Source organism: Blautia sp. MSJ-9 (genome assembly GCF_018919065.1).
Taxonomy (GTDB): Bacteria; Bacillota; Clostridia; order Lachnospirales; family Lachnospiraceae; genus Blautia_A.
The window spans coordinates 1-26,857 of the sequence record NZ_JAHLQG010000010.1 but is presented as its reverse complement, the minus strand read 5'-3'; the positions used below and the strand labels follow the sequence as shown (position 1 = coordinate 26,857).

General features: G+C 41.5%; 24 protein-coding genes and 1 pseudogene. 4 read left to right on the top strand and 21 right to left on the bottom strand.

Annotated features, from left to right (window positions below):
• Positions 1-91: 91 nt before the first annotated feature.
• The 12 genes from atpE to KQI87_RS01925 form a co-directional block, all read right to left on the bottom strand.
• A complete protein-coding gene (gene atpE, locus KQI87_RS01980; protein WP_216458695.1) occupies positions 92-373 on the bottom strand; it encodes an ATP synthase F0 subunit C in 282 nt (93 codons plus the stop codon).
• Positions 374-552: 179 nt separating this feature from the next.
• Positions 553-1,311: a F0F1 ATP synthase subunit A gene (locus tag KQI87_RS01975; protein ID WP_216458694.1), complete on the bottom strand. Its 759-nt coding sequence runs from the start codon at positions 1,309-1,311 to the stop codon at positions 553-555.
• A gap of 72 nt (positions 1,312-1,383) precedes the next feature.
• Entirely contained in the window at positions 1,384-1,800 is a 417-nt protein-coding gene (locus KQI87_RS01970; protein WP_216458686.1) for an ATP synthase subunit I, read from the bottom strand.
• 48 nt (positions 1,801-1,848) lie between these two features.
• Positions 1,849-2,118 (bottom strand): AtpZ/AtpI family protein, encoded by a 270-nt coding sequence (locus KQI87_RS01965; RefSeq protein ID WP_216458685.1) that lies wholly within the window; start codon positions 2,116-2,118, stop codon positions 1,849-1,851.
• A 181-nt stretch (positions 2,119-2,299) separates the two neighbouring features.
• Positions 2,300-2,446 (bottom strand): hypothetical protein, encoded by a 147-nt coding sequence (locus KQI87_RS01960; protein WP_216458684.1) that lies wholly within the window; start codon positions 2,444-2,446, stop codon positions 2,300-2,302.
• A 183-nt stretch (positions 2,447-2,629) separates the two neighbouring features.
• Positions 2,630-3,739, bottom strand: a complete 1,110-nt coding sequence (locus KQI87_RS01955; protein WP_216458683.1) for a substrate-binding domain-containing protein — start codon at positions 3,737-3,739, stop codon at positions 2,630-2,632.
• Positions 3,740-3,986: 247 nt separating this feature from the next.
• Complete coding sequence (locus KQI87_RS01950) at positions 3,987-4,685, bottom strand: RluA family pseudouridine synthase (RefSeq protein ID WP_216458682.1); 699 nt, start codon at positions 4,683-4,685, stop codon at positions 3,987-3,989.
• Between the two features lie 1,351 nt (positions 4,686-6,036).
• Positions 6,037-8,295, bottom strand: a complete 2,259-nt coding sequence (locus tag KQI87_RS01945) for a hydratase (RefSeq protein ID WP_216458681.1) — start codon at positions 8,293-8,295, stop codon at positions 6,037-6,039.
• Positions 8,296-8,605: 310 nt separating this feature from the next.
• Positions 8,606-9,466: a carbohydrate ABC transporter permease gene (locus KQI87_RS01940; protein WP_253292333.1), complete on the bottom strand. Its 861-nt coding sequence runs from the start codon at positions 9,464-9,466 to the stop codon at positions 8,606-8,608.
• Positions 9,467-9,470: 4 nt separating this feature from the next.
• On the bottom strand, positions 9,471-10,364 hold the full coding sequence (locus tag KQI87_RS01935) for a carbohydrate ABC transporter permease (protein WP_216458680.1): 894 nt from the start codon (positions 10,362-10,364) through the stop codon (positions 9,471-9,473).
• A 231-nt stretch (positions 10,365-10,595) separates the two neighbouring features.
• Positions 10,596-11,951: an ABC transporter substrate-binding protein gene (locus KQI87_RS01930; RefSeq protein WP_216458679.1), complete on the bottom strand. Its 1,356-nt coding sequence runs from the start codon at positions 11,949-11,951 to the stop codon at positions 10,596-10,598.
• Positions 11,952-12,257: 306 nt separating this feature from the next.
• Positions 12,258-13,085 (bottom strand): acyltransferase domain-containing protein, encoded by an 828-nt coding sequence (locus tag KQI87_RS01925; RefSeq protein WP_216458678.1) that lies wholly within the window; start codon positions 13,083-13,085, stop codon positions 12,258-12,260.
• A gap of 383 nt (positions 13,086-13,468) precedes the next feature.
• Between KQI87_RS01925 and KQI87_RS01920 the strand changes: the two genes are divergently transcribed.
• A complete protein-coding gene (locus KQI87_RS01920) occupies positions 13,469-13,744 on the top strand; it encodes a hypothetical protein (RefSeq protein WP_216458677.1) in 276 nt (91 codons plus the stop codon).
• A 154-nt stretch (positions 13,745-13,898) separates the two neighbouring features.
• On the opposite strand, the gene KQI87_RS01915 is transcribed toward KQI87_RS01920, so the two are convergent.
• The 4 genes from KQI87_RS01915 to KQI87_RS01900 form a co-directional block, all read right to left on the bottom strand.
• A complete protein-coding gene (locus KQI87_RS01915) occupies positions 13,899-14,495 on the bottom strand; it encodes a hypothetical protein (protein ID WP_216458676.1) in 597 nt (198 codons plus the stop codon).
• A gap of 286 nt (positions 14,496-14,781) precedes the next feature.
• The gene (locus KQI87_RS01910; RefSeq protein ID WP_216458675.1) at positions 14,782-16,152 is read right to left on the bottom strand and encodes a UDP-N-acetylmuramoyl-tripeptide--D-alanyl-D-alanine ligase; all 1,371 of its coding nucleotides are present in this window, start codon (positions 16,150-16,152) and stop codon (positions 14,782-14,784) included.
• Between the two features lie 237 nt (positions 16,153-16,389).
• Complete coding sequence (locus tag KQI87_RS01905; RefSeq protein WP_216458674.1) at positions 16,390-17,424, bottom strand: D-alanine--D-alanine ligase family protein; 1,035 nt, start codon at positions 17,422-17,424, stop codon at positions 16,390-16,392.
• Positions 17,425-17,436: 12 nt separating this feature from the next.
• The gene (locus KQI87_RS01900; RefSeq protein WP_330655652.1) at positions 17,437-18,816 is read right to left on the bottom strand and encodes a L,D-transpeptidase family protein; all 1,380 of its coding nucleotides are present in this window, start codon (positions 18,814-18,816) and stop codon (positions 17,437-17,439) included.
• Between the two features lie 39 nt (positions 18,817-18,855).
• Between KQI87_RS01900 and KQI87_RS17445 the strand changes: the two are divergent.
• Positions 18,856-18,918 (top strand): annotated as a pseudogene (locus tag KQI87_RS17445) (DUF6783 domain-containing protein); the annotation flags it as partial.
• 169 nt (positions 18,919-19,087) lie between these two features.
• Here the strand turns inward: KQI87_RS17445 and KQI87_RS01895 are convergent.
• Complete coding sequence (locus tag KQI87_RS01895; RefSeq protein ID WP_216458672.1) at positions 19,088-20,374, bottom strand: PLP-dependent aminotransferase family protein; 1,287 nt, start codon at positions 20,372-20,374, stop codon at positions 19,088-19,090.
• Between the two features lie 478 nt (positions 20,375-20,852).
• Here KQI87_RS01895 and KQI87_RS01890 point away from each other — a divergent pair, with 478 nt between their 5' ends.
• Both KQI87_RS01890 and KQI87_RS01885 read left to right on the top strand, forming a co-directional pair.
• On the top strand, positions 20,853-21,509 hold the full coding sequence (locus KQI87_RS01890; RefSeq protein WP_216458671.1) for a hypothetical protein: 657 nt from the start codon (positions 20,853-20,855) through the stop codon (positions 21,507-21,509).
• 301 nt (positions 21,510-21,810) lie between these two features.
• A complete protein-coding gene (locus tag KQI87_RS01885; RefSeq protein WP_216458670.1) occupies positions 21,811-21,957 on the top strand; it encodes a hypothetical protein in 147 nt (48 codons plus the stop codon).
• Here the strand turns inward: KQI87_RS01885 and KQI87_RS01880 are convergent.
• From KQI87_RS01880 to KQI87_RS01865, 4 genes are all read right to left on the bottom strand, one after another.
• Positions 21,942-23,264 carry a phosphodiester glycosidase family protein gene (locus tag KQI87_RS01880; RefSeq protein WP_216458669.1) on the bottom strand — a complete coding sequence of 441 codons (1,323 nt, stop codon included), beginning with the start codon at positions 23,262-23,264 and terminating at the stop codon, positions 21,942-21,944. The genes KQI87_RS01885 and KQI87_RS01880 overlap by 16 nt on opposite strands.
• 127 nt (positions 23,265-23,391) lie before the next feature.
• On the bottom strand, positions 23,392-24,327 hold the full coding sequence (locus tag KQI87_RS01875) for a DUF2971 domain-containing protein (protein WP_216458668.1): 936 nt from the start codon (positions 24,325-24,327) through the stop codon (positions 23,392-23,394).
• 395 nt (positions 24,328-24,722) lie between these two features.
• Positions 24,723-25,586 (bottom strand): YitT family protein, encoded by an 864-nt coding sequence (locus KQI87_RS01870; RefSeq protein ID WP_216458667.1) that lies wholly within the window; start codon positions 25,584-25,586, stop codon positions 24,723-24,725.
• 146 nt (positions 25,587-25,732) lie between these two features.
• Positions 25,733-26,590: a class I SAM-dependent methyltransferase gene (locus KQI87_RS01865; protein WP_216458666.1), complete on the bottom strand. Its 858-nt coding sequence runs from the start codon at positions 26,588-26,590 to the stop codon at positions 25,733-25,735.
• Positions 26,591-26,857 lie beyond the last annotated feature (267 nt).

The following is a 26,857-nucleotide window of genomic DNA, read 5'->3' as shown; positions in this document are numbered from 1 at the left end:
CGGATCATTCTCCGACTGCCGCCGGAATCATCCACAAGTTCCATATCAGATGCCGCTTAGTCTGTGATATCCGGCATCTTAGCTGTTTTTATCAGCTCAGGAAGTTCATGAACATACCAGGTGCAACGAAGATAAGTAACAGACCGGTAACGAAACCGTAGATACCTGTTGTCTCTGCGATCGCACATCCAAGAAGCATAGTAGAAGTTACATCACCTTTGCACTCAGGCTGACGTCCGATTGCTTCCAGTGCTTTAGCTACTGCGTTACCTTCACCAATACCAGGGCCGATACCTGCGATAAGTGAACATCCTGCTCCAATTGCACAACCTGCTAATGCGATACCTTTTGCCAGTAACTGAAAATCCATAATAAAACCCTCCTGTTTAAATAATAATCTGCAGCTTTTTCCCCTTTGCTGCGGTATTAATTTTTTCTGCTGTATTTCAGCATTCTTTTTGGTTACCACCGCCACCGTTTCGCTCCGGCAGTTCATACGGCCATAACCCATATCAGCGGAAATCCCCTTTGTATGTTCCGCCAAAGTTTCTGCTACTCTTCTGCTGCGTTTGCAATATACATTACAGTCAGCATACAGAAAATGAACGCCTGCATGATTCCTGAGAACCAATCAAAATAGACGGACAGGATCGCAGGTACACCGACATCAAGAATCGGTATCTGTGACAGTACATCTCCCACTAAACCAGGGATCAGTCCCAGAAGTGCGGAACTTGCAACTGCCAGTGCTCCATAAATAAGACCATTGATTACCACACCGGAAAGGATATTTCCAAAGTGACGACACGCCATACTGACGGGTGTTGCCAGTTCAGAAAGAATATTAAACGGTGTCATAACTGCGATCGGGGTTGTAAATCCTTTCAGATAGCCGCCGAATCCACTGGTCTTGATCTTCTGTGCTGTGATCATAATAAAGACCACAACTGCCCATGCCGCCTCTGTTGAGAGGTCTGCTGTCGGGCTTCGAAGTCCCACAAGACTGATCAGGTTGGAAACCACACTTGTTGCAAAAAGTGCTGCAACAAATGGTATCAGGTATCTGAATTTCTCACCCATATTTCCGATTACAAAGCTGTTGGCTTTCTCTACTATGAGCTCTGCCACTGCCTGACGCTTGGAAATATTCTCTTCTTTCAGATCATGGGTAAGCCAGATACATAATCCTGTGATCAGGATCATAACCAGCCAGCTTACCACCATAGTTTCACTGATCTTTAATTGCCCAAGAACAGGCACATCGATCGGCAATGTAAAGAATATCCTTGCCCCGGTAATATCCAACTCCATACTCTTCATTCACCTCCTGTCTTTACCGGTACTGTTTTCCGGTTTGATGAAACAGATATTTGTAATCTGCCGTTACTTCTTAGTATGAAAAATCCCTGCAATTTTAATTCCTGTTCCAGGAAATAAAAGAGGAACAATTCCAGCTACAAAATGGAAGCACGGAGCAACGATCGCGATGATCACCCAGAGCATCTGAAGCAGCATTCTCTGTGAATAACTTGCCTTGATCTTCATTCTGGCTGTATCTTCATCTGTCGCCGCAGCTGCTTTCTGTACTGCTAATCCCATAAAAAAGAAATTAAGGACTGCCACACATCCTCCAAGTGCCCCGCCAAAGAATACCGTATAATCAAACGGTACCTTCTGAGGCATAAAAGCGTGTAACACTCCAAATACAATCCACATTAATGTCAACCCGATACCTGTGATCATGGCGACTCTCTGTGTTTCTTTCTTCACGGCCGGCTGAATATTCTCCATTACGCTCATATAAATCTCCTTTCTATTTCTGTGTACCATTTTACCTGTCTGTTATCATCATACGTGTCTGTTAAACGATACTTTGTTTTTCTTCTTTTTGTTCTCTTTCTTCTGCTGTCTGTTAATAGAAAGATAAAATTTATATGCCACCGTTGCGGAGCCTCCAAGGCCAAAGAAAAAACCGGGGATGTAGATCCAGCCCCCGACTCCTGTCTTGGAAACAATGAACCAGCAGGCTGCCAGGCACAATAAAGTAGGTGTTATGAGAGACAGACCAAGCTGCGATAACATGGTGACATTTCTGATAATCTCTGACCACTGTTTCATCGTCTTCTCCTTTTTAATCTTAGGCGAAGTAAATGAGAATCTCTCTCATCAGCATTTCTTCCTGCTGATGTTCCACCACCTCCGCCATTTGCTTAATTCACCAAATGCAATTATAACATCCTTTGAATTTATAGTGAAATTTTATCATATTTCAAACACAAATTCAATGAAGTTGTACAAATTATTCAAATTTATTTTTCTTGCCAATATTTTTTTGTAATATTTTTATCATTCCTGATAATTTTATATCACACTGCTTTGTTAAAATTCTCAATAACCCGGATTCTTCTTCCAGTATTCTACGTCTTCTATAAATCATTTCTGCCAAAATATTCTGCTTATTTATAATATAACTTCACGGAACGACTTTGTTTTATAAAAGCTGCAAACAATATCCTGCAGAATAAAAAAACACGAAAACAAAAACGTCTTCTTCTGACTTTTTGCTTTCGTGTCTCTTATAATTCCAGGAGTAAAAGATTCTTTTCCCCTGATCTGTTATTCTTATTATTTATTCTGTATACAGATAAGCACTGAAATCCGGATCATCCAGACTTTCTGCATCGATCCATGCCGGATTCAGAAGCAGATTCTTCTCAATGGTTACAGACTTCTTCGGAGCTGTTGTCTCAGCAGCTGTCCAGATTGTCTGATATCCCATCGCATACGGCTGCTGGGAAACACATCCGATCTCATCGCCATTTCTGATTGCTTCCTGCTGCTTTGTTGTAGCATCTACACCAACCAGTGCCGGAGCATCTCCTTCATCACTCTTCTCAAGGTCAAGATACATTTCTGTTACATCGGCATTTGTACAGAATACTCCATCGAGCCCCGGATATTTCTCCAGAACTTCCTGCATGGCAGCTTTCATATCATCTACCTGATCTGAATAAATGGTCTCTACTACCTCAATATCTCCATACTTCCCGATATTATTCATAAAACCATCCACACGATCCTGGACGCTCTTAGTCTTCTGCTGTGCAGAAAATACGACAACCTTACCCATTTTTCCAAGTGCACTTCCAAGCTGGTAAGCTGCCATCTTACCTACCTGCACATTATCAGTTCCTCTGTATGCTCTCACCAGTTTCTTTTCAGATACATTAGAGTCAAATGCAATAACTGGAATCCCATTCTCTTTAGCTGCCTCAAGCTGCGCCTGACAGGAGTCCATATCACTTGCAGAAATACACAATACATCCGGATTCTCTGCAATAACAGCATCTATAGTATTAATCTGACTCTCTACATCCTCTTCATTGTCCGGTCCTTCAAAAGTCATGGTAACCTGATCATCTTTCTTAAAGCCGTACGCTTCGTTGATTGCTTTTACAGCTTCCTCCATGCCTTTCTTAACCATTTTCCAATATTCGCCCTTGGTAGCCTTACTCACTACTGCAATTCTGGAACCTGCTTCAATCTTAACGTCTGTATCAATCTCCGGAATAAGCGGACTTTCATCCTGTTCGTCCACTGCTTCTGCTTCTGAATCAGTCTCTTCGATAGCGTCTGCCACTAATGGCTGGATTGTCTCTTCTACTTCTGCCCTGCTACAACCTGTCAGCATAGTCAGCCCCGTCACCAAACCTATCGCTGCTACCGCCGCTCTTTTCATTTTAATCTCCTCATCCTTTCAATGGTACAATTAATTATTACAATTTTGTTGAACAGCATATTTCTTTCTACATTATACACATTTTACGAAATTCGTCCAGAGATTTTACACATTTTTCACTTTAGTTTCACACATCTACAGGAAAAACGAAACCACTTTTACATCACATATTAAAGCAATTCATAAATAGCACATCTTAATCCAGTTCATCCGTGCACAAGATCGTGTATTAGAAAAATTTCAACAATTATCCGATACGATTCCAACCTTTAAATGCACTTCCTGCCGGAATTACCTGAAATTCCATTTTCTTCTTTGTAACCGGATGTTGAAATCCCAGCTTCGCCGAGCAGAGTGCCAGCGGTTCCTGTCCGCTCTGCTGCGGATTATATTTCCTGTCACCTACAAGCGGCATTCCCACATGTGCCATCTGTACGCGGATCTGATGATGTCTCCCGGTATCCAGACAGATTTCCAGAAGATTTCTTCTCTGTCCCTGCACCTCTCTCGTTTCCAGCAATTCATATGACAGCACTGCTTTCTTCGCACCTGCAGTTCCTGCTGCTACAACTGTTGAACTGTTCGTTCTATTGTCTTTCTTCAACCAATCCTCCAGAGTTGCTTTCTGTACTTTTACTTCTCCCTCCGTTACCGCCAGGTAAATCTTCTTTATTTTTCCTGATGTCATCTGTCTGTTCAACTCAGCTGCTGCTCTGGAATTCAACGCAAGTACCAGTACTCCCTCAACTGGCTGATCCAGACGGTGAATAATGCCCATGTACGGCATCTTACCCGGGACTTTCTGTGCGACATAATTCTTCAGCAGACTCTCCAGATCCATACTTCCAACCCGTGCATTCTGCACTGCAATCCCCGCAGGCTTATGACACACCAGAATATCTTTATCTTCATATATAATATAATCTCTAATATCTTTAATCCACATAAAAAAACTCTCCTTCTCATGGAGAGTATATCCTACTTTTCAATTTCACGCAATAATCGATTTCAGTCTGCCAATATATCCGTTAACTCTATGTCATTGGCTCATATCGTACCAGGCAATGATTTTCGCAATACACCGAATTTTGCATATTAAAAACGGTCATCACTTCTTACTTTCCTCAATTTCAAAAATGATGACCGTTTTAATGTTCTTCGTTATTCAATTTATTTTCCTCTTAGTATTCTTTCTATAATAATATTTTATTTACAGATTACTTTTTCAGGTTTCCATATTTAATTTTTCTATTATAAATTTCTCTTCTGATTCCCTGCTCATAATTCATATGCGTTATCAATAATCTGATTCAAATTTCGCATCTGACTATCAGTTATTTTACTCATAGAACTTACTTAGAAAGTTTTATAGATTTTAAATTATAATTTCACGGATTATAATTTGATGTTATTTGGAAATATCAGATATACTTTTTTCAATTATTCGTGCTAAGCAATTGTAAACTTAACTTCTTAAATCCACAACCGTTTATTTATCTTTTTGTACTTTATCATATATCTTTTGAACACAAATGGCAGATGTTCTGATTATTATGTAAAGTATTTATAAAAAGTATCTTAATATTTCTCTTCAATATCTCCTATTATAAAATATTTGATATTCTTCTGATGCAAAGCTTCAATCTATATCATCCTCTGCAGATATACATTTCAAAATATCGTTCTTACCAACAATTTCTCTGTTACCTGAAACTCTTCTTTCCGGCTAACTATTGAGATAAGGGTTATACTCTTTCGATAAATATTTCTTTACACATTTATCAAAATCTTTGTATCAGGTCTATGACAGATATTCAATATAAGTTATCGCTTCTATATTACCTTGGATACGATTCTTTTCCTTACTGAACTGTGCGTATATTTTTTATATAAGGAAAAAACTTCTTCATTTAATTTCTGTATCAGGTCTTTCTTGCAGGAAATGCGATACCCATCACTCTTATATTGATGATGTTATAACTTCTTTCCCAATGGAATCACCTAAACCTTCCTGTTATTTTCATCCTTTTCATTGGATCATTTATATATGCTATGAATTGAATGAATTTCTTTGATTATTTATTTTGTTTCCTGTTTTCTTTTGATGGACTTATAATACCACCCATCTTCTTATTTGTCAATACATTTTTACCATTTATTTCATTATTTTTGTTATATTATTGTTTTATTTACATTAATTTCACAATATTTATATTTATTTCGTTCTTTTCTGACTATTTATGCTAGTTATACAAAAACGGCGCAGCCATATAATCTACAGCTGCGCCTCATACATCTTATTTTCTATTATAATTGATCAGGCATCCCTTAAGGATAATCTCACGTTCATCATCCGTAAGTTCTCCAAGAGTTACTTCAAACTCTTTCAGTCCGTTGTCACCAACAACATATCCTTTGATCACATCATCCTTCTCTGATACTGCCTTACGGATTTCCGGGAAGAACAGGTAGTCTCCGTTTGTGAATGGAAGCTCACCCTCTTTGATCAGGAATGGAAGCATACCCCAGTTAATCAGGTTGGAACGATATCTCTTCGTTGCATACTCATTGGCAACATTTGCCCATCCGCCAAGTACCTTCTGGCAGGATGCTGCCTGTTCACGGGCAGAACCGTCACCAGGTTTCACTGCGAAGATCGTACTTCCGACACCAACATTCTCTTTGCTGACATCCGGGTAATCCTTCTTGATCACTTCCATTACAGGTTTCAGTTCCGGAAGTGCTTCTGCCGGACATTTGCCCTCCTGGATCGCTTTCTGTGCTTTCTGAACTTCTTTTGCACGTCCCACATAAGCAGGATCTTTTCTGGAAAGTGTGAACTCTGCCAGTCCAAGCGGGTTGGAACGATAGGAAGAAGTTTCACCGGATGGGATCAGCTCGTCTGTTGTAGTAACAGGGTCATGAATCTCAGAAACTACTTTCACGATCAAATTCTCCGGAAGTGCTGCCATCTCCGGCCAGTCCTTGATGTTTGGACCAAACTGGATCTCTACACTTGGATCAGCTACGCCCTTGCTGTCAAATACACGATTCTCATAAATTGTCTTGTCAAAGAAATATTTCTGACCTGTGTAGCCGCCTGTGTAATCCTCTGCGGAAGTCAGGAACCCTTTGTTTGCTGCTGTTGCTGCAATGGAACGTGCATCCATAAGTGCAACAGAAGAAATCTGACCATTCTGGATCTTGGAACCTTCACGGTTCGGGAAGTTTCTGGTTGTGTGGCGGATACTGAACGCATTGTTTGCAGGAGTATCGCCGGCACCGAAGCATGGTCCGCAGAAAGCAGTCTTCACAACTGCACCTGTTCCAAGCAGTTCTGCCAGAACGCCATTCTTAGCCAGTTCCATGTAGATTGGTGTACTTGCCGGATAAACGCTTAATGTAAAGGCATCTGCACCAATGCTCTTTCCTTTCAGGATATCAGCTGCTGCGCAGATATTCTCGAATCCGCCACCTGCACATCCTGCGATGATTCCCTGTTCTACATAAAGTTTGCCACCAATGACTTTATCTCTTAATGTATAAGGAACTTTTCCGTCAAGGCTGACCTGAGCTTTCTTCTCAACATCTGCAAGGATGTCATCCAGATTTGCTTTCAGTTCGTCGATGGTGTATGTATTACTTGGATGGAACGGCATAGCGATCATTGGCTTGATCTCGCTGAGGTCGATTTCTACACATCCATCATAGTATGCGGTTGCGCCTGGTTTCAGTTCTTTGTAATCTTCGCTTCTGCCGTGGATCTCATAGAACTCCTGGATCTTCTCATCTGTCTGCCAGATAGAAGAAAGACAGGTTGTCTCTGTTGTCATTACATCCACACCGATACGGAAATCAGCACTTAAGTTTGCAACACCAGGTCCGACAAATTCCATTACTTTATTCTTTACATAGCCGTTTGCAAAAACTTTGCCGATGATCGCAAGGGCAACGTCCTGAGGACCTACGCCCGGACGCGGAGAGCCGGTGAGGTAGATTGCAACGACGCCCGGCATATTGATATCATATGTCTGAGAAAGAAGCTGTTTTACAAGCTCCGGACCGCCTTCGCCCATTGCCATTGTACCAAGAGCACCGTAGCGGGTATGGCTGTCTGAACCGAGGATCATTTTGCCGCCTGCTGCAAGCATTTCTCTTGCGAACTGATGGATAACTGCCTGATGAGGTGGTACGTATACGCCGCCATATTTCTTGGCGCAGGTAAGTCCAAACATGTGGTCATCTTCATTGATGGTTCCGCCTACTGCACAAAGAGAGTTATGACAGTTTGTCAGAACATATGGCACCGGGAACTTCTCAAGTCCTGAAGCACGGGCTGTCTGGATGATACCAACAAAGGTGATATCATGGGAAGTCAGTTTATCGAATTTGATCTGAAGCTTCTCCATATTTCCAGAAGTATTGTGCGCTTCCAGAATTGAATAGGCGATGGTGTTCTTTGCTGCTTCCTCTTTGGAAACAGGAACATCTGCCCGATTCTCCGGAACGATCTTCTGACCATTCAGTAAATATACTCCGGTATCGTATAATTTCATAATGTATCCTCCATTCTGTTTTTTTGCGTTATGTACATCTGCCGCTGTTCATATGCTGCTATCCCGGGACATTTAAGTCCAAAATTTTATTGCTGCAGGCAATCTGAGACAAATTCCGTCCCGCGTACACTTTGACACGCTAATTTATGGAAATTTTAAATTTTATTATAGAGTATTCCCGACGAATAATCAAGTCCGGCGACGCAAGTATTTTTTCCAAAACAAACCACATAAAGAAATCCCCCGGAAAGTAAGGAGTCACACACCTTCCAGGGGATTCTTGGCTAAATCATAAGAGGAATCGGCAATATCAACCTTTTACAGCTCCGGATACCATACCTTTGATGATTTCCTTGCTGAATGCGAAGTAGAGAACAACAACCGGCGCCATAGTGATCAGCATGGCTGCCATCTGCTTCGGATAGTCTGATGCAAACTGTCCTTTGAACTGAGTCAGTGCAAGAGGAACTGTCTGCAGGCTTACGTCTTTAATAAGAACTAATGCGAATGAGAATTCATTCCAGCAGCTGAATACCTGAATGATCGCTACTGTTGTAAGGATCGGGCGGCAGATTGGAAGGATGATCGTCCATAAGGTATGGGTGAAGTTACTTCCATCGATCGCTGCTGCCTCTTCCAGTGAAACCGGAATTGTTTTTACATAACCTTCTACCAGGAAGATTCCCATCGGAAGACCAAAGGAAACGTATGGAAGAAGAAGGGTAAACCATCTGTTGTTAATTCCACATCTCTGGAATACAACGTAAATCGGAACCAGAAGGGAATGGATCGGGATCAGCATACCCATCAGGAACATTACATATAATACACGGTTTAATTTGAAATGAACACGTGCAAGGATGTAACCTACGATAAAGCTGAACAGGATGATCAGGATAATGGAAAGTCCTGTTGTTCTTACACTGTTAAGCATTGATTCGCCCAGATGATAATCCTTGTTGCTGAGGATCTTTATGTAGTTGATCAGTGTCGGATTCTTTGGCAGACCCATGATATCTGCGTTAAATACACGTTTCTCTTTCAGAGAAGAATATGCCATCCACACGATCGGGAAAATACAGGAGAGTGAGAAGATAATGAGGATCACGTTCATGACCACTGCTGCAACCCCTTTTCTCACTTTATGAGTTTTAGGTGCGTTCATATTCATAATCTTATGCCTCCTTTTCCCTGGTCAGATATTTGATAAGTCCCTGTGAACTTCCGATCACCAGAAGAGATAATACGAAGATCGCTACGGAAATACAGCTACCATATCCCATGTTACTCTGACTGAAGGATACCTGATATCCGTACATCGCCATAACCATGGATGCAGTACCAGGACCACCCTTTGTCATAACATAGATATTATCGAAAGCTTTCATATTACCGGCTACGCAGAGGGTAATACATACAAGCATTGTGTTCTTAATCAACGGCAGAGTAATGTACCATGCTGTCTGGACTCCATTTGCTCCGTCAATCTGTGCGCTCTCAAAAATCTCAGAATCGATTGATGAGATAGCGGACAGGATAATTACCATATAATAACCAATGAACTGCCAGATCAGCGGGATTGTTACGCAGAGCATAACGATCTTGGAATTGTTTAACCATACCTGGCAGAGATCTTTTCGGCCGATTGCTTTTAAGAACCAGTTGATCAGACCGTATTTATTGTGGTAGATCATATTCCAGATCAAACCAATACAAACTGCTGCGATCGTACTCGGGAAGAAGCCGAATGTACGATGGATACCTTTTAATTTAGTAGATTTTGCATTTACCATAAGTACAAGGATAAATGCGATACCAATCTGACCAATAATACATGCGATTACAAGATAAATGTTGTGTCCGAATGACTGCCAGAATGTGGTATCCTGGATCAGCTGTTTATAGTTTGCAAGTCCGTTGAATGTTTTCACCGGGCCGCCCTTCCACTCGAAGAAACTGTATACCAGTGCAGTTACCAGTGGAACGAATACGGTAAACACAAACATCAGAACAGGTATGATCAGATATAAAATAAGCGTTTTCTTTTTGGGCTTGATTGTCGTCAACATATGCTGTACCTCTCTTTCCTGAAAAAAACTCCTAGCCACATGTTCACTTAGTGAACAAGCATACGAATTTGTGCTGGATCGCCAGCGAACAGTAACTTCTTATACTATTACAGAAAAGTGCCCATTCATATAATAGTACAAAACCGCTCCGCCCACCGCAGTGGGCAGAACGGTTACTTTGCATTGCTTTCCGTAACCGAATCAGGAAACTGTTTCAGTTCGGTTCAGATTTTAGTAATTCTCTTCGTATGCTTTCTGAGCGTTTTCAGCTACTTCTTCAGGTGTCATTTCACCATTCATCATAGTCTGAAGGTCTGTATTCAGAACATCCCATACAGCACTGTTGATGTAGGAGTCATAAATCTCACATTTTGTTGTATCAACATATGAATAGTTGTAGAAATCCTGTGTGATCTGGTCAAATTTGCTCAGGTCAACATCGTCTGTCTTTGTTAATCCGCCAAGTGCATAGTTCTCAGCTACGTATGTAGAGAATGCAGGTCCTGTGATTTCCTGTGCAAGGTCGATAGCTGCTGCTAATTTATCAGGATCATCTGCAACCTTAGGGTTGATTGCTACAGCGTATCCAAGACCGATGTTCTGAGAATCTGGATCTTCTGTTGCATCTGCCGGCTGTGGAAGAACTGCAAATCCGATATTGTTGAATTTCTCTTCATCGCTGTCTTTCAGAGTTGCTGCGATGTAGGATTCATCCCAGTTACCACCGATGAATGCTGCTGCGTCACCGGAGATATAGTATTCACGTGCATCTTCGTTTGTTACAGAATTGTAATCTTCGTTGAAGATATCTGTTTCTGTGAACAGATGCTGTGTTTCTGTCAGAGCTTTTACAAATGCTTCATCTGTAAATGCTGCACCGCCTTTGTCGATCAGGCTCTGGAACCAGTCTTTGCCTGTATATCTGTCACCAAGAGTGGAAAGGAAGTCACTGTTTGCCTGCCATTTTCCACCGTTACCAAATGCTACAGTGTCGATTCCCTGCTCTTTAAAGTATTCGGAAGCTTTCTCTACGTCTTCCCATGTTGACGGGAATGCATCGTATCCAGCTTCTTTCCACATTGCTTTATCATAGATAACTACTGTACAGGTACCACCTGTCAGTACTGGATATCCATAAAGCTTGTCGCCATCTTTAAATGGTGTGAAGTAATCCTGATCATACTGATCATAATATGGAGAAGCTTTGATGGTATCTGTCAGGTCCATGATCAATCCCTGCTCTGCCCATGCTTTAGTATTCATACCCTGAAGAAGGAATACATCCGGAAGGTTATCTGCTGCTGCAAGAGTAGCGATCTGTGTTTTGTATTCTGCGTTTGCAAGAACGTTCTCATTTAAGTTGATATCCGGATGAGCATCGTTCCATGCTGCTAATACTGTACGGAATCCATCAGATCCACCATTTCCTTCAGACTCTTCAGATGTGGAGTAATGCATGATCTCCAGATCTCCCTTGTAAGCCAGATCGTTGTTTGCTACGTCTGTTGCTGCGCTTACCATTGATGCGCCCATCATGGATGATACTGTTGCTGCTGCCAGAGCAATTGCCATTACTTTTTTCTTCATTGTGTGTCCTCCTTTAGAAATAAATGATTTCTTACACGTTGGTGTGTGATGTGTTCTTCTGCTTACGCTTTCGAAACACATTTCTGATTAAGTTTTGTTTGATTTCGCTCTACTTAATCGTTTTCTTTTCTTCATTAAACAGCATATCACCCAATTTGTCAATGGTTTTTTTGCTTAACTTATGCTTTTCGTATAATTCGCATTATATTTAATCTGTTTTATTATGCATATTTACTCAATTCGTTTTCGTCAGGATTTTTATTATTCTTATATTTTTCGACATTTCTGTAGTTTGTGAATCAATTTTCAATTTTCTAACGTAAACGTTTTCGTTAAAATTCCAACACCTGCCCCCAGATTTCCGCCATTTTCCAGTAACACTTTCGCTTTTCGCTGTAGTGAAGTGTTCTCAGGAAGCTCTTCAAGAGGTGTATCCGGTGTTTTTCCAAATAACCACTCCATATATTCCTTGTCCTCAGGCAGATCCTCCTTAATAACGAAACGCTTCTGAAACTTTCGAATATTAGAAGTTTCCTTTACAAGCTCCGCCAGTCTCGGTGAAAGAAGCCAGGATTCGCAAAAATATTCTGCACCAACGTATTCCGGATAAACACGCCTGATAAAATCCTCTGCCATTCTTAAAGATTCCTCTACCTCCTCCGGGATAAACGCTGCATCTGAAGGAATGTGGATACTGATCGCATCTTTCCCTTCAAACGCAGTCAATTCATATTCCAGTTCTCCAATCCGAAGCAACGTCATACTTACCTGACGATATGTCCACCATCCACGATCAAACAAAACCTCCCCCGTTCTCTCTCTGCGCTCTCCCAGAAATCTGGTAAAACATTTCATTGTATTAAAATAAATTTCATCTGAAATCCCCAGCTCCCTATACCTGTCATAATCCCGGCACGCACATACAAGCTGACACATCAGCATTTTCATATTGTCCGGATCCTTTCCCAGACAATTCACCAGCTGATGATACGCCTTCTCAGCTGTTCCTCTCTCCATAAGGTTATTTAACTGACGCTCCATCTCCGCCAGATTTACCTTCTCATACTCCTCAAACACTCTCCCACAAGCTTCCTGCGGAATCTGTATTCCTTTACACAATTCCTTTAATTCCATTTCGTATATCCTCCCATTGTATTTCATATTTTGCTGCACTTTAAACTTATATCCCATTATAACATTTTCACACCCAAACACCACCCGCGAGACCAACATCAGTGTAGAAAAATATTTCATTTCATGTACATTTGCATGATGCTTAGATATTCTTAGTTTCTAAAAATCTGCGTTATGAGAAATCAGAGACACTGTCTGAGCGCAGCGAGTTTGGCTCTGATTTCTCATGCTTTTAGCAGATTTTTAGGAACTTAGAATATCTTAGCGTCCGAAACCGCACATGAAATGAAATATTTTTCTACACGTCCCTCTTCCCTTTACTTTCTACCCAAAATAAACTATACTCAATACTATCTTTTGTTCTAATCAGGAGGAGTTCTATTATGTTTCGCTTATGGGGAAAATTATGGAAAGATAACCATTTACTAAAAGATACCGTAATCTGCGATGATTCCAAAGACACCCGGACACATAAGATTTTCTGCGGTCTGGAAAGCATCTGCTACGAAATGGATCTGGGCAATCCGATCTGGCTTGACTCTACGGTCAAACATTTCAAAAAACATGGAAAAGCAAGATTTTATCAGGATAATTTTATAGAACAGATAGACTTTGATTATCTGGAAATCCAGGTAATCGAAGAAGACGATGATTATTGATCAAATTCTTAATCTTTTTTACATGTCATATACTCATCACCACTTAACAGATTTCTGCCATTCCGGAATGAATATGTATGTCGTCTCAGGCAATGCCTTCTTCTGAAACTACATATTTCATTCCAGTTTGACAGATCATTAATTATTTCCGGGATCATTCCATAAACTCTCGTATGATCTCCCGCATGATTTCTTCTTCCTCAGGCGTAAGCATTCTGCTGAAATGACTTCCTGTAGCCGCAGTCTGACGAATGCTTTCTGCAATGTGCTCTACAATCGCTTCTTTCGCAGTCTCATCCGGTTTCTCCGCTGCCGGAACTTCCTCCACCCAGGTTCGAACATGCTCTACATAATCTGAAAGAGTATTCATCAGAAGCTCTTCCCTGTATGTAAAGTCAAGTGCCTGTCTCAGCAAAAGCAGTGCTGCAGGAACAATAGCTCCCACATACAGATATGCCAGCGGCATTCCGTCCCATCTCATATTTTCTGAGTACAGAAAAAAAGCCAGTCCAAGAAGAGCCGTACAGAAAAGTGACGGATACCATACAAGCCGGTTCATGCGGTTTAACAGCTTGTCTCTTGTTTTCCAGAGATTCATCCATTTCTCTTTGAGGTTTGATTTCAGCTCTGTGTTTTTTCTGATCAGTCTTCGGTAAGTAAGATGTGTGGTCAGCATCCCCAGTGCGCCAAGTCCGCCCAGCACGATCATGGCATAAAGCAGAAGATGCAGATTCATAATTTTCTCCAGCATAACATCCTCCTGATTGAACTGATAAAGTCATTATACTGCGGTCTGCACAAACAGGGAACTAAAATCGTTCATCAAATTCCTGCATAAAAAAACAGGATCTGCAGATAGATCTTCCATTCAGACATGGAATGTCTCTATCTGCGGTCCTGTTCTATTTTTAATTATACAAATATACTATATTACCCGTTATCGATAGACACTGTAAATTGAAACAATCAACTACCCCATCTAAACCAGGCAGATCTTATCAATTGAAACAAGAAACTTACTCAATTTCGGTAAATCCCTACATGTTCTGCAGTTTCTCAACCACCTCTTCAAATTTCATAAAATGAGACGCTTTCACAAGGATGGTATCTCCATTCTGAACATATCCATCCAGATGTGCCAGCAGGCTCTCTCTGTCCGGTTCGTAGACTACCTTGAGGTCCGGGTTAGTCTGGATTGCTTTGTCTGCCATGTTTTTACAGAGTTTTCCTGTGCAGATCAGTACATCAATATCACACTTGCCGGCATGTTCACCGACTTCTTCGTGAAGCTGCACTTCATTCTCGCCCAGTTCACCCATATCACCGAGAACTGCGATCCTGCGACCTGCACCATCCTGCAGGACATCTAAGGATGCCTTCATGGACATTGGGTTTGCATTATAACAGTCATCTACGATCAGGAATTTGTCTGTTTCAATCATTCTGAAACGTCCACTGATCGGTTCCAGACTTTCGATTCCAGCTTTGATCTGATCTGTTGTCAATCCATAAGTATTTCCTACAGCAGCTGCTGCCAGAGCATTGTATACCATGTGGCGGCCAGGCATTGGAATGTCTACGGTAAATGCAGTACCTCCCATATGGATGGTGCATGTCATTCCTTTTAAGCCTCTGCTCACGATCTCATCGCCGTAAACCTGGCATCCATTGCTCATTCCAAAGAATACAGGTTTAATGCCTTCATGGTCTTTGACTGTGGAGAGTTTATCGTCATCACCATTCAGAACGATATGTCCGTCAGGTCTGAGGAACTTGAAGATCTCTGTCTTTGCTTTCAGGACACCATCACGGTCTCCTAAGTTCTCCAGATGACAGGTTCCGATGTTTGTGATCACGCAGGTGTCCGGTCTTGCGATCTGTGCAAGTCTGGTCATCTCGCCGAAATCACTGATTCCCATTTCAAGGACTGCCATTTCATCTTCGTCACGGAGACGAAAAACAGTAAGAGGCAGGCCTAGTTCGTTGTTAAAGTTTCCCTGTGTTTTCAGGGTACGGTATTTCTGGCTCAGTACAGAAGCGATCACTTCTTTTGTACTTGTTTTGCCGACGCTGCCTGTGATCCCCACTACCGGGATCTGGAGCTGTTTTAAGTAAAATTCTGCGATATCCTTAACCGCCTGCAGGGAGGATTCTACTACAATGTACGGAAAGTCCGCGTTCTCGAGTACACGCTCGGAAAGAGTTGCAAGTGCACCTGCTGCCATTACCTGCGGAATGAATTTGTGTGCGTCTACACGCTCGCCAACGATAGGTACGAACAGACACCCGGCTTCTGCTTTTCTGCTGTCTGTGGTGATGGACATAACTTCTTCCTGCAGTTTGTCTGCCGAACCATAGTAGGTGCCGCCGCATACGCGGGCGATGTTTTCCAGAGTTAAATTCTTCATAATATTCTCTCTATATCTTCTTTCTTATAATCTGATATTCAACCAAACCATATAATTCACTAAAATAGAATGATTTTATATATTTGAAATCAAGAACTTTCCTGATTTACCCAAATCACTGTCTGTCAAATTTAACTGGATTAAGTAAGTCCCCTGCTTCAATTGTGAAAAGAAGCAGCAATGGATGGTGCTTTTTTATATTCACTCGACAGTATTTGGTTCAACAAAGTCTATATTCTATTTATACTTCTTCATAGAAACTTCAATCAGTTTCTCACATAAGGTCGGATAATCGATTCCCAGAACCTTAGCTTCCTGCGGGATCAGACTGGTCGGAGTCATTCCAGGAAGTGTGTTTGCTTCCAGACAGTACATGTCGCCGTTTTCTTTCATCATGAAATCAAGGCGACAGTAGCCTTCCATAAATAAAGCTTTCGCACCGGCCTCTGCATAGTGCTGCATTTTTTCTGTAAGTTCCGGTGAAATTTCAGCAGGGCATGTTTCAATTGTGGAACCTGCCTGGTATTTGTTCTTGTAATCATAGAAGCCCTGTAATGGTGCAATCTCGATGATCGGATAAGCTTTTCCATCCACTACTGCTACAGAAAATTCGCGGCCTTTGATGTATTCTTCGATCACAACTTCGTTCTCATAGGAATAAGCATCTTTCAGTGCCTGCTCATATTCTGCCTGATCATTTGCAATGTAAACGCCTACACTGGAACCACCACAGCATGTTTTTACAACTACAGGGAATTCCATTCCGAGAGCTTTGAGGTCTGTGGTCATTTCGTCTTTTGTCATGGAAATCCCGCGCGGTGTCGGCACATTGTTCATCAGGAACATCTGCTTTGTGATTCCTTTATCCATTGCCATGGCACTGCTTAAGTAACCGGTTCCTGTGTATTTGATTCCCATCAGATCAAATGTTGCCTGCACTTTTCCATCTTCTCCGTTTGCTCCATGGAGACCAAGGAAAACGATGTCTGCTGCTTCGCAGAGCTTCAGAACGTTTGGTCCGAAGAAGTTTCTTCTCTCTTTCTTCATTTCTTCAATTTTGTCATTGAAGGATGACATGTATGCAGATGCTGCTTCTACATCATATTCTGCCGGGAAAGGATTTTCCCAGTCTACGTTCTCCACGCCGCAGAAAATATCCACAAGGATTGCCTGGTGGCCTTTCTGGCGTAATGCTGTACATATTCCTGTTCCTGATGTGATAGAAACTGTACGTTCTGTACTTGTTCCCCCCGCTAATACTACTATCTTCATTCCTATTCTCCTTTATTCATAAATCACAACTGGTGTGTTCTTTTCAACATTACTGTAGATGATCTGTACCTGATCGGACGGTGCGCAGATACTTCCATGAGTTCCCTCAAATTCATAAAGCTGTTCACCGAAAGCTGTCCGCCATGGGGCATCATTAATTCCCAGATTTCCGTCAAACTGTATCCAGTAGTTTACTGCAGACGGATAATCTTCACCGTTTATCGTACATCCACTCTTCAGTTCGCCTACCGTATAGCATCCTGTCGGAGTTGCGCAGTTTGGCACATATGGATTTCCTGATACGATCTGCGCATCTGCAGTTGGCGTTCCATCCTTATAGAATACCATTCTCTGGGCGGTCAGGTCAATCTCTATGTAGGTATATCCCAGATCATTTGTCTTTCTGACCAGTCCTTCATGAGCATAAACCGGTTCTCTTACCTGGGTTTCGCCATTCTGGATCAGTTCCATAAGAGCCTTTGTCTCTGCTTCCTGGTCTATCTGCCATCCGTAGGTTCCTCCGCCTACAGAAATCTGACGGTCATCATAGGTATTGAATGTTCTGTCTGTTCCCACTGTGTCGTACTTTGCCGCCAGTTCACTGATATACGCTTCTATCTGCGTTTTGTCAAGAGTGTAAAGACCGTTTTCGTCTGTTGTGAGCCAGTTTTGAATTACTTCTCGGTCTACAGTCTCTGTGCGGTCGTCAAAATCGTAAGTGATGATCACATCTGTAAGCTTGTTTATCAGGTCGCAGTTTTTGACCAGTGTTTCATTGTCCTGATAAATGGACGGTTCTTTGTAACATCCGTCTGCCTCCAGATCAATCGGCGTTCTTCCCGTAAGGAGAGCCTGGATGATATCTTGCGTTGTTTCCTCTGCTTTCAGCGCATTTCCCTGTTCTTCCGGAATGATCACGAATCTGTCATCTTTTTCTTCAAGATGAGCGTCTGACGGTTCTGTAACATTGTCCTGTTGCATGCATTTCAATCCGGAAATGGCAACGTTTACTTTGTGCTCATCGTATTTTATAGATGATGAAATTTCGTATTCGTTGTGCTGACTGAATTCCAGAAACCATATAAAACGGTTCTGGTTTTTGATCAGATTATTGACGCTTCCATCGGAATCGTAGGAAAGTCCGGCCTGTTCAGCAGTGATGCTCTCCTGCCCGTTGTTTCTGGTATTAATGGTAAGGACATAAGCCCCTACTTTCTTCGTGAGTAAGTCTTCGGATTCTGATACTGTCATGTAGGAGCAGTTAAAGCCGTTTACCATGGAGCCCGGTAAAAAGTGCTCTGTGAAATAGTATACGCCATATCCATATGCTCCGGCGGTCAGCAGGAGTAAAATTACGATCAGACTGACCATGATCTTCTTTCTGGTGCTCACAATATACTCTCCTTTCAAATCATATAGTCTCTCTCTAGCTACGACAACCGAATTCGGGCAAAATGTACTGCAAAACGGGGCGTGCAGATTGCTCATTCCTAAAGGTTCCTGCTTTATTTTATCGCTTGCTGTTCAGCTGATTTTATCAAATGGTTCTGTCTCTGTTTGTAATTTATATATTTATAAATAGCAACCGCCCGGCAAAAATTTATGCCGGGCAGTTTCATTATTACATTATTTATCCTGAAAGTAAATATGATTTGGTTCTATTTTAAGCGTTTTCCAGTAATTTCTCTACACTTGTAAGTTTTACGCAGAGTACAAATACTTCTGCTGCTTTTCCAAGGTCTTCGAGTGTCGGGAAGCTTGGTGCAATACGGATGTTAGAGTCTTTGGGGTCTTTTCCATATGGGTATGTTGCGCCTGCTCCTGTGAGTACGACACCTGCTTCTTTTGCTTTGGCTACGATTGCTTTTGCACATCCTTCCATGGAATCGAAGGAGATGAAGTATCCGCCGTGTGGTTTTGTCCACTCGCCGATTCCGAGACCACCAAGTTCTTTCTCAAGAGTATCGAGTACCAGTTCGAATTTCGGACGGATGATGTTTGCATGTTTTCTCATGTGTTCGTGCAGTCCGTTGAGATCTTTGAAGAATCTTACGTGACGTAACTGGTTTAATTTGTCATGTCCGATCGTCTGGATCTGCATGTAGCTGCGGAAGTCTTCCAGGTTTGCTTTGGATGCTGCAACTGCTGCGATACCGGAGCCTGGGAAGCTTACTTTTGATGTTGATGTGAATTTGTATACAAGGTCAGGGTTGCCTGCTTTTTCGCATTCTTCGAGGATTTCTACGAGGAAGTCCTGGTTGTCATCGTAGAGATGATGGATGCTGTATGCGTTGTCCCAGTAGATACGGAAGTCAGGTGCTGCTGGTTTCAGTCTTGCGAAACGCTCTACTGTTTCTTTGGAGTATGTGTAGCCCTGTGGGTTGGAGTATTTCGGTACGCACCAGATTCCTTTGATGGCTGCATCTTCGCTGACGAGTTTCTCTACCATATCCATGTCAGGTCCCTGTGGTGTCATTGGGACGTTGATCATTTCGATTCCGAAGAATTCTGTGATCTTGAAGTGACGGTCATATCCTGGTACAGGACAGAGGAATTTTACTTTGTCAAGTTTGCACCATGGGGTGTTTCCCATTACGCCGTGAGTCATGGAACGTGCGATGCTGTCGAACATTACGTTGAGGCTGGAGTTTCCGTAGATGATGATGTGGTCAGGGTCTACTTCGGACATTTCTCCGAGAAGGCGTTTTGCTTCCGGGATTCCGTCGATGACACCGTAGTTACGGCAGTCTACGCCTGTTTCGCATTTGAGATCTGAGTCGCTGTTTAATACGTCCATTAACTCCATGGAAAGATCGAGCTGGTCTGCGGCTGGTTTTCCACGGGACATGTCGAGGGCTAATCCCTGTGCTTTGATGTCTGCGTATTCTTTATCCAGCTGTGCTTTGAGTGTAAGCAGTTCTTCTTTGCTCATGTCGCTGTATTTTTTCATAATATTCCTCCTTGTTCTGCCATGGATGGATGTTTTTGTTTTCCGTATAGGACAATCATTTGTTTTTCCTGTGGCAACAGTTTTTGTGCTTTTTACATTTTAGTATGGTAAAGTAGGGTTGTCAAGTGTTTTTGTGGAATTGTGAATATTTTACCAAAATATAGAGAAGGGACGCGCGAAGAAGCATCTGTCTGTTGGTTCTTCGCGCTGGATATTGGACAAATAACATTGTTGCAACATTCTTATATCTTGATGTTAAGGTCAAAAGGTATTCTGCCCCTAACTTGATATCTTAATTATTAAGTAGCCTGTCCCCATATTTAGACTTTTACACTTGTACAATTGGGGTTACAAATAAATACGAGATATTGTTATAATGAATAATATATAGATGCACACATATTAACATTGGGTTTTCGCAAGGAGGAAAGCACATAAGGAAGATGAGTAGAAAATAGGTTTCTGTTTTGCTGGCGTTTTGTATGTTGGTTTCTATGACCGTGATGTCGCCTGTTGTGACCTGGGCGGGGGCGTTGCCGGAGTCGGTGACACTGTTGCATATCCTGAACGTGATTATCAGTTTTTTGAGCGTATATCGACTAAGGCTTCTGAATTGAATACAAGTAATAAGTCGGTTGTTTCTATTAAACAGGTAAAGCAAAAAGATACCTCTTTTGGTAAGTATTATCTTTATCTGAAGGCTCAAAAGCCGGGTACTGCTGTTGTATCTGTGAAGTTGAAGGGAAAAACTTATAAGACTAAAGTTATTGTAAAGAAGTATGTGAATCCGGTTCAGTCTGTAAAGATTGGCAGTACTTCTGTTTCGGGTTCTAAATTTAATTCTTCTTCCGTTGTAAATCTCAGCTATGGAAAGTTTGCCAATAAGAAGGTTAAGACCACTGTTGTTCTGAAAAATGGATGGAAATTGGATGACTATTATTATTGGAATTCAAAGCAGCAAAGTGGTGCTATGCTTCCTGGTTTTGAGTATTTTCCGAAGGGTGAGCAGGAAGGAAAAACTGTAATTAATGGTCATAAGATTTCTGTAAAGGGTGGCAAAGGTTTTGAAATTCTTATTCCTGTAATAAATGAAAAGTCAGGATTAATGGAATATGTTTCTTTGGGGCTTAAATAATCAAGCGGATATTCGCAATTGAAGCAGTGGGCTTACTTAGTCCGGTTAAAAAGGCAAGTCGAAACTCCTCGAAAGTTTCGGCTTGCCTTTTTTGATATAACAGAGTATATTGAAACCAGTTAACAGATCTTTTAACTGTCTGAATTGTTCTTATCAGGATGACCTGATATCTTTTTTTATTTCTAATGTATCCATTTTTTTATGAACATCAATGAATGAATATGTCCAGAAATCATATCCTATAAGTAAGAGCTTCTTTTTTCATTGATGTATGCAGAATATCCGTGAAAGGAGGTTATCCATGTCTATGTTTATCCGCGCAATTATCATCATTTTACTTGCTTTGCTGGCTATTGGAATGGGATTTCTGGTTCTTGTGTGCTGGGCGCTGGCAGCCTGTGCGAGCAGGCGGGATTCTTATCTGGAAAAGGATTACCGGGTAAAGTAGAGGAAATCTGCGCATGGACGCTGGGTGTTGCCAATGAGTTTGTTCATTACTTTTCCATTAAAGTACAAGGTTGCGGAACCGCCACCGTCAAGGTTATAGGCATAGGTGCATCCGTAGGATTTGAAAATATTTACCATATCCCAGTGGTTTAGTCCTGTGTAGCTTCCGGTGTCTGTTACCAGAAGAACATAATCGTTTGGTTTCACCATTCCTACTGCTGTACGTGGATAATATTTCTCTGTTTCTGCCCATGGAGACTGTGCTTCTCCGTCCTTGATCAGAACAGGACCAAAGTTATAGGTATCTTTTACTCCGGCTGCAAGAAGGTCTTTTCCCATAAGACCCTGTGCCGGGGTGTAGATGGTTCCGTTGTTCTTAACTGCCATAACGGAATAACTGGTCATATAATCGCCGTAGATAATTCCATTCTTGATGCACATGCCGAGTGGAGATGGTTTTCCTGTTCCGTAATCGAAGGCACTGCCGTTTACTCCAATGATCCCGCCATTGGAAGATACTGCATCAGAAGTAGTCTGCCGGGAGCCTCCGTAGGTTCCGTTGGAAAGAGCTGATTTCAGCTGTTTCGCACTGGATGTTTTTATGTGCGCTACCCAATAGGAAATTCCATGGACAGATTTGCGGTCAAGTTTAATGTTTAATGTACTGCTTTTGTATGTATAAGAATTTCCGCTCTGAGTAACAGTTGGCTTGGCTTCTGAAGATTTTACACGGCGGCCTTTGCTGTTAACATAGCAGTTTCCAATCCAGGTATTTTTTGCCATGGCACCGTTTTTTTTGCTGAAATAATAATAGTATCCCCCTATCTTCTGCCAGCCTTTTGCCATGGTAGAATTGCTGAGAAAATAGTATTTCTTTCCATCTTTGGTAAGCCATTGGTTTGCGATGGCCACGCCGGATTTATTGAAATAATAGGTGTATTTATCACCCGTTGCCCAGCGGTTTCGGAACATGGCGCCGTTTTTACGGTTATAGTAGTATTTGTTACCGGAGCGTTTCATCCATCCGGTGAAACGTTTGCCATTGGCAGTGCTGTAGTAATAATAACCCTTATATTTAAAAGAGCCACAGATCAGACGCCCTTTTGAGTTATAAAAATAGTAATCTCCGTTTATTTTCTGCCAGCCCGTTTTCTTCGATGTTATGCTGACTGAAGTTCTGTTCTGTTTTACATATGTAGCTGCCTGTACGGAAACTGTATGTATATTGATCCCTGTTATCAGAAATAACATCAGCATAAGAAATACTGTTCGTTTTCTGAAAGCTGATTTTCTTTTTATGTCTGTCATCCTGTCATCTGCCTTTCCTTTATATATTCAGGCGAATAAACTCGTCTGCTGCTCACAAGGTTACTGTTCGCTCCGTGAACAGTGATCCCACAAGTTCATACACCGTTCTCAAACTCTCAGCATCCCTCTAACGATATGTCCCCTGCGATTTTTTCACCTGACAGTTTGGAAGCCCAAGAGTTGTCAGATAATACTCCATATCCCTTTCTGACATCAGGCACTTGGGTCCTATGACAAGCTCCCGGATCAACTGATCAAGACAATCTGAAAAATCAAAATCCACATAGGATACCAGCTGGTTTTCTTTTACATAATAGGAATAGTTATACAAACGAGCCCCCAGAGAAAGCGCAACTTCTCTTCCCATCAGAAATTGTTTTGGCGAAAACTCACACAATCGAATTTCGCTTTCTTCTCTGAAAAATGGATTTTTCATGTAAACGGATTCCTGAAATAATCTCAAAAACTTTTTTTCAAAACAGCTCATGACTTTATCCATCAATTCTATTTCATAATCCTGATCTTTTTCAGCGCTTTCCAGGCATTCTTTTTCTTCCTGCAATATCTTTTCGATTTCAGCAACTAATTCATCTACAATCCGAAACACAACTTCTCTCTGTTCTGCTTCAGAATAACTGATCTTATGTAATGACACGATAGATGGCTTTGAAGTTTCCGGCGAAACTGTTACGATTTCTTTGAGTACATCCAGATCAAACCCAATCGCAGCTCCGCGTCCGTCATCTGCATATCCCCGCCATTGGCTGAGCAGATCATTCTGATAAGAAAAACAGGTTACATAATATCTGAAATCAGAATGGTTTTCATTAAAAAATTCATCTGTAAACAGTTTCACATATCCCATAAATCTGTCTAATGAAATATTGGCTTTGAATAAATCTGAAGTTTTTTCGTAAGCACTTTTAAATTCTGTATCGTAATATCGACAGATCCAGCTGATTTCCATCGAATCATTGGATTTCAGGATATTTGTCAAACGAAGGGAACGATGCTTCAAAATAGAATTTAATGATTCTAAACTGCAATAGTGATATACGATCATACTTTTCTCTTCTCCTGTAAAAAATTCATCGTCAAGCAGATATTCACAATCTGCTTCACTACCTGATTCAAGTCAAGCGGATATTCGCAATTGAAGCAGGTGGCTTACCTGATTTGGTTAGATTGCCTGCAATAATGGAATATCATTCCGCCAAAAGATAATATTATTATAGCAAAAAATAATGGCAAATCTGTAAATTCAAGGAACCCCTTCAATATACCATATTTTTAAGTCCGTCATATAACATTTTCAAAATGTGCAAAGCTTTCAGATAGCAGCAGGAAAGAATCCTGCCTGGAAAGCTTTTTTATGTCATTGGAACATTTCGGAATAATTTTATATGGCATAGAAAAGCCGCTGCATATATACAGCGGCCCTGTTGATAAATATTGAATTTAATAATCTGTTTTCTGATAAAATCGACCATTAATGTAGTCGGTTTTGATGATGTTTACAAAGGCTTTCGGATCAATCTCATGTACCTTTTTTACCAGGAACTTGGCTTCTTCGGTAGATACAACAGAATAAATCATGCTGGTCTTTTCATCTGTATAGCATCCTGTGCCTTCAAAGCGGGTTGCCGTGTGATTGGTGAGTTTGAAGATTTCCTCATAAATCTGATACGGCTCCTTCGTGATGATGAACAACGTATGCTTCTTATATCTCTGATGCAGCATCTGGATCACCTGGGTAGAGGTAAACTGGAAAATGATAGAGTAAAGTGCTCTGTCCCATCCAAAGAGTAGACCTGCAATTGTCAGGATCACTGCATTTCCGCACAGGATATAGTTCCAGATATCTCTTCCGCTCTTCTCAGAGAAATAAATCGCAATAAAGTCCGTTCCACCAGTACTCGTATTACCGATCAGGCAAAGGCTGATACAGAAACCATTGATCAGACCACCGAAGATACTGATCAGCAAAGTATCATAAGTAATCGGCTGACTCGGAATAATATCTGTAAGCAGACCGGAAAGTACGATCACACAGACAGAACTGATTGTAAATTTCTTCCCGATAAATTTCAAACCGATAAATACAGGAATCGAGTTCAACGTTACGTTGATCAATGTATACGGAATCGCAATCCCCGCAAACGTCTGGAAAATATTCTGGATCAGCAGAGTAAGTCCTGTAAATCCTCCCGGAAAAAGACCACCTGCGCGTACAAATGTCTTAATATTCAACGCCATGATCATCGCAGCCAGAACCGCACAGCCGTAACGCTTGGCTTCGTGTTTTAAATTTAGTTCTTTCATAACCTTATATTTCACACCATTTTCTTTTATTTGTGTAATTTATAATTTCCACAATTCAAAATCCTCAAAACAGGATTTCAAAACGGATAAAATTATCCGTTGCTTGTTCATAACCATATAACTACTCTACAGTTGATTTGGTTAAATTACGCTTCCCATCTTCCAGAAGCACCACAAGGCAGCACCAGCCCATTAGAACTTACCGGAAGCCCGATCTCCTGAGAATCCACATGACCACCAAACTTCTTCAGCTCCGTAGACAACATATAAGTCAGCACCGCCGGTGCCAGACCTGTTGTATAAGAATTAATCAGGAAAAATAACGGATCATCACTGAGAATCTTTGTACACAACTTGATCAGATCATGGATACAATCCTCAATCTTCCAGATCTCGCCCTTTGGTCCACGACCATAAGAAGGCGGATCCATAATAATTGCATCATAATGATTACCCCTGCGGATCTCGCGCTCCACAAACTTCACACAATCATCCACCAGCCAGCGGATCGGCGCATCCCCAAGTCCGGAAGCAACTGCATTCTCCTTCGCCCAGGTAACCATACCCTTAGACGCATCCACATGAGTAACAGAAGCCCCTGCTGCCGCAGCCGCCAAAGTCGCACCACCTGTATAAGCAAAAAGATTCAACACCTTCACCGGGCGCCCTGCATTACGGATCTTATCCCCAAACCAGTCCCAGTTCGTAGCCTGCTCCGGAAACAGACCAGTATGCTTAAAACTAAATGGTTTCAGGTGAAAAGTCAGATCCTTATAATGAATATCCCACTGCTCCGGCAGATCAAAAAACTCCCATTCACCGCCACCCTTCTTGCTTCTGTGGTAATGACCATTCATATGCTTCCAGCCTTTATTTGTTTTCGGTGTATCCCAGATAACCTGCGGATCCGGACGCACCAGAAGATAATCTCCCCAACGCTCCAGCTTCTCCCCACAGGAAGTATCAATCACTTCATACTCTTTCCATCCGTCTGCAATCCACATCTTCTAATATATCCTCCTAAATAAAATACAGCAGATTACCGCATAATCCACCACAATACTATTTTCTACTGTATAGTAGTATAAAGTAAAACTCCCTCCATGGCAAGCAAACCATCATAATTCGCAGTTATAAATGAATAAAGTATTACCCGTCTTTAGGATTTAGCACTATCATTTTTTGCAGTACCAAAAATTCGACCACTACTCAAACCAGCATATTTGCTGGCTTTTTTTCTTTTTAAAAAACTTGACAAAATATTTTTTACC